This window comes from Flectobacillus sp., assembly GCF_049240685.1.
Lineage (GTDB): Bacteria > Bacteroidota > Bacteroidia > Cytophagales > Spirosomataceae > Flectobacillus.
The window spans coordinates 1-4,166 of the sequence record NZ_JBMLSD010000493.1 but is presented as its reverse complement, the minus strand read 5'-3'; the positions used below and the strand labels follow the sequence as shown (position 1 = coordinate 4,166).

3 protein-coding genes are annotated in these 4,166 nt (G+C 34.8%); 1 reads left to right on the top strand and 2 read right to left on the bottom strand.

Features of this window, described 5'->3' with window-relative positions; genetic code table 11:
* Nucleotides 1-390: 390 nt before the first annotated feature.
* Nucleotides 391-1,701: an Nramp family divalent metal transporter gene (locus tag ACOVQ4_RS22810; RefSeq protein ID WP_095160094.1), complete on the top strand. Its 1,311-nt coding sequence runs from the start codon at nucleotides 391-393 to the stop codon at nucleotides 1,699-1,701.
* Nucleotides 1,702-1,963: 262 nt separating this feature from the next.
* Here ACOVQ4_RS22810 and ACOVQ4_RS22805 read toward each other — a convergent pair whose 3' ends face one another.
* Together ACOVQ4_RS22805 and ACOVQ4_RS22800 are read right to left on the bottom strand one after the other, a co-directional pair.
* The gene (locus ACOVQ4_RS22805) at nucleotides 1,964-2,800 is read right to left on the bottom strand and encodes a phytoene/squalene synthase family protein (RefSeq protein ID WP_421822888.1); all 837 of its coding nucleotides are present in this window, start codon (nucleotides 2,798-2,800) and stop codon (nucleotides 1,964-1,966) included.
* A 168-nt stretch (nucleotides 2,801-2,968) separates the two neighbouring features.
* Nucleotides 2,969-4,072, bottom strand: coding sequence for a PDDEXK nuclease domain-containing protein (locus tag ACOVQ4_RS22800; protein ID WP_421822887.1), 1,104 nt, complete (start codon nucleotides 4,070-4,072; stop codon nucleotides 2,969-2,971).
* Nucleotides 4,073-4,166 lie beyond the last annotated feature (94 nt).

Below are 4,166 nucleotides of genomic sequence, written 5' to 3'. Positions count from 1 at the left end.
CCGATACCTGAAAGCTTAAAGCGCAATCTTAAATTTTATTTTGCGTACTAACTTATAACACAGATACGATTAGTTGATTTTTTAAAAACAAATCCTTCTTTCAGTAAACTAAGTTATTAGCGATGCTTTTAATTTATACAAAGGTAATTTTTTACTTGTACAAAAGTAAATTTTAGACTAATCTAAAAATTTGTTTTGAATTACAGAAAATACATTTTATGTTTGTTAAGCAATTAATAAAACCTTACTGTTCAAAGTTTAGAGTAATCACTTAGCATTTTGTTCAAAAGTAAAAAGAATCAAATTGATTGATTGAGAAAATTAAATGTCTCATTCATTTTCTCAATACACAAACACTCTCAAAGATTAAAACCTAATATTACCAAAACTATGAGTTGGAAAAATAAAGATATAACTCCATCCTTACCCGAAGTATACGCCTCGATAGATGTACCCAAAACGGGTTCATTTTGGCGAAAGCTTTGGGCTTTTACAGGACCAGGACTAATGGTAGCCGTTGGCTATATGGACCCAGGCAATTGGGCTACAGATATCGCTGGTGGCTCTAAATTTGGCTATACGCTTCTTTCTGTTATTTTGATTTCTAATTTGTTTGCGATGCTTTTACAGCATTTATCGCTCAAACTAGGAATTGCCACAGGCAAAGACCTTGCCCAAGCCTGCCGTGATGCATATTCTAAACCAACGGTAATTGTTCTTTGGTTGCTTTGCGAAGTTGCAATTGCTGCTTGCGACTTGGCTGAAGTAATTGGCTCTGCCATTGCTCTAAATTTATTATTCGGAATGCCTTTGAGTGTTGGGGTAGTCATAACAGTGTTAGATGTTTTGGTTTTACTTTATTTTCAAAACAAAGGATTCAGAATGTTGGAAAGTATTGTAGCTGCCTTGATTTTTATGATTTTCCTTTGTTTTTCTTACGAAATAGCGGTTTCGCACCCTTCGTTTTCGCAGATTGTAGGTAACCTTGTTCCCAAAAAAGAAATCATTGTAAACCCAGATATGCTTTATGTAGCCATCGGGATTTTAGGCGCTACAGTTATGCCACATAATTTGTACTTGCATTCGAGCATTGTACAAACACGTGATTTTGAAAAGTCGACTGAAGGAAAACGTTCTGCCATCAAATTTGCTACTATTGATTCTACTATTTCATTAGGATTTGCCTTTTTTATCAATGCTGCTATTTTGATTGTATCGGCAGCTGCTTTTCATACTTCTGGCAATCAGCAAGTAGCAGATATACACGATGCCTATCACTTGCTCGACCCAGTATTGGGTGTCAAAATGGCGGGTATTTGTTTTGCTGTAGCCTTATTAGCTTCAGGACAAAATTCTACTTTGACAGGTACTTTGGCTGGACAAATTGTAATGGAAGGCTTTTTAAACTTACATTTAAAACCTTGGTTACGTCGCCTAATCACTCGTTTGCTAGCAGTAATTCCAGCATTGATTGTAACCTTGATTTACGGAGAAAAAGGGACAGGAGAACTTTTGGTTTTGAGTCAGGTAATATTATCGCTTCAATTAAGTTTTGCGGTAGTGCCACTTGTAATGTTTACCAGTTCCAAAAAGAAAATGGGAGAATTTGCCAACTCGAAATTGGTAGAAATCACCTCATGGGTCGTATCGATTATCATTATAGTTTTTAATATGTATTTGCTTTGGGATACATTGATGTAATCAGTGAATTGTGAATGAGTTGAGTGATGAATTTACAATTTGTATTCGACAATACTTTGCGTCTTAAGCCGAGTCAGACATAGCATAGTAATATCAAAAAAGGCGGTCGAAAATTGTTTTTCGACCGCCTTTTTCATGAACAGTTTAGGAATAATTCTATGGATAAAACTAGTTTGAGACACAAGACATTGCGTCTTTACTGGTAAAATTCACATAAAAATAATCACCCAATGAGCCATTACTACAAACTATATACAAGCCATCAAAGCACATTTAGCCTAAACTGAAAGTAAGTTTTGGCCAGCAAAGCAACTTTCTGAAAATCAGGCACTCTGATTCTTTCATTCTGAATTTTTGAGGCTGGACAACCTTTTATTTTATCAAACAAACGAAGATAGTATTTGTAGGCTAAGTAAACCCCGGCTTTGGCACCTTTAGGCAAATTCATGATACCTCTGTAGGCGGCATCAAAGTCAGCCTGAATATCATCTTCAATAAGCTGTTTATCTTTTAGGGTAAAATTAGTAAAATCTACATTGGGAAAATAAGTTCTACCTCTTTCCTGAAAGTCTGATTTAATATCACGCAAAAAGTTCACTTTTTGGAACGCCGAACCTAGTCTTCGAGCATCGTCTTTAAGGGCTTGATACATTTCATCATCCCCTTCACAAAATACTCTTAAACACATCAACCCTACCACCTCAGCCGAGCCATAGATATACTCCTCATAGCCTACTTGGTTGTATTCTGATTGATACAAATCCATTTCCATAGAGTGTAAAAATGCCTTAATCAAATCATGTTCGATTTTGTATTCATTTACCACTATTTGAAACGAATGTATAACAGGATTTAGGCTTATTTTGTCTTCAATTGCCTTAAAAGTATCAGCGGTAAAGGTATTTAGCAATGTTTTTTTATCAAAACCATGGAAGGTGTCCACAATCTCGTCGGCATAACGTACAAAGCCATAAATCGCATAAATAGGGAAGTGAAAACGCTTATCGAGCGTTTTGATACCTAGTGTAAACGAAGTACTGTAATGCTCAGTAATGAGCTTACTACATTCGAAAGTCGTGGTGTTATACAAATCCATCATGTCCTTAAAGCATCATTGCATCAAAGCCAAAGCCCCTTTGCCGTTAAAGGTTTAAAAGTGATTTAGTAATATTTAGTTAGTATGTGGTTGGGTGATAAATGATTGTTCAGAGTTTAAGTTCGTTATCAACGACAATTCTTTCCCAGCAATCTATCAAAATGACTCATTCTAAATTGATTTAGTTTTATCAAGCTCCTCTTTTATAAACTTCAAAAGTGCAGCTTTATCAGGAAGCTGAAGCATATATTTTGAAACAAAAAGTTCGCTCTCTAATCCCGATGTAGCATATTCAACCAAAGCATCATCTTTATCCGCACATAGAATGATACCAATAGGAGGATTATCTCCTTCTGTCATTTCATTTTTACGATAATAATTCAAATACAAAAGCATTTGTCCTGAATCTGCATGATCGAATTTACCAACTTTTAAATCTATTAAGATATGGCATTTTAATATCCTATGATAGAAAACCAAGTCTATTCGATAATGTGTATTCCCAAAAGTGATTCTCTTTTGTCGAGCCTCAAAGCAAAACCCTCTGCCTAATTCTGTCAAGAAACTTTGTAAGTGGTCTATAATTGCTATTTCTAGATCATTCTCACTATATTCAAATTTTTCCTCTAGACCTAAAAATTCAAGGAAATAAGGGTTCTTGACAAAATCTTTAGGTTGAATACTGGACTTACTAGCTATATTTTTAACAACACCGACCTTGTCTATTGAAAACCCAGAGCGCTCGAAAAGTAATGTATCTATTGCTCTTGCTAACTCTCTAACAGTCCAAGCGTTTTTAACAACTTCAATTTCATAAAATCTTCGTTTTAACTGTGTATCTAACCGAAGTAATTCTATAAAATGCGAAAAAGTTAGTGTATTAATGAGTGTTTCTACTGGAAGCATTAAATCGTTGTAGAAGTCCTCTTCTCTAGCAATATTATGTATTCTTATTTGTCTTGTTAAAAAATTTATATTGAATTTGGCAGACGCTGTCTGCCAAATTTGAGGATAAGCAAGATAAAACTGTCTAAACTGCCGAAGGTTTCTATCAGAAAAACCAACCATTCGCCTTTGCTTCATTTGCTCGGCGATATTCACTAACAATTTTGACCCATATTTAGCCCTATCCTCTCCTTCTTGTTCAAACTCAACGATATACCATCCTATCAGCCAATTTCTTATCGTCTGTAAAGAATTTACTTGCTTTGTAGCCTGCTCAAATAACTGAAAATGAACATGTTCTATATTATTAATCAGTTCTTTAAATTTCATAACATAGGTTAGAAATACATACTCTAGTTCAAGTATTGGTTTTATCTCATTTCTTTATCCAATTCACTAGCTACTAATAAGCCCGAAATCAAAG

Bases quoted from the DNA above. Each gene is read 5' to 3' on its own strand.
- ACOVQ4_RS22810 (WP_095160094.1), top strand. From the start codon at position 391: ATGAGTTGGAAAAATAAAGATATAACTCCATCCTTACCCGAAGTATAC.
- ACOVQ4_RS22805 (WP_421822888.1), bottom strand. From the start codon at position 2,800: ATGATGGATTTGTATAACACCACGACTTTCGAATGTAGTAAGCTCATT.
- ACOVQ4_RS22800 (WP_421822887.1), bottom strand. From the start codon at position 4,072: ATGAAATTTAAAGAACTGATTAATAATATAGAACATGTTCATTTTCAG.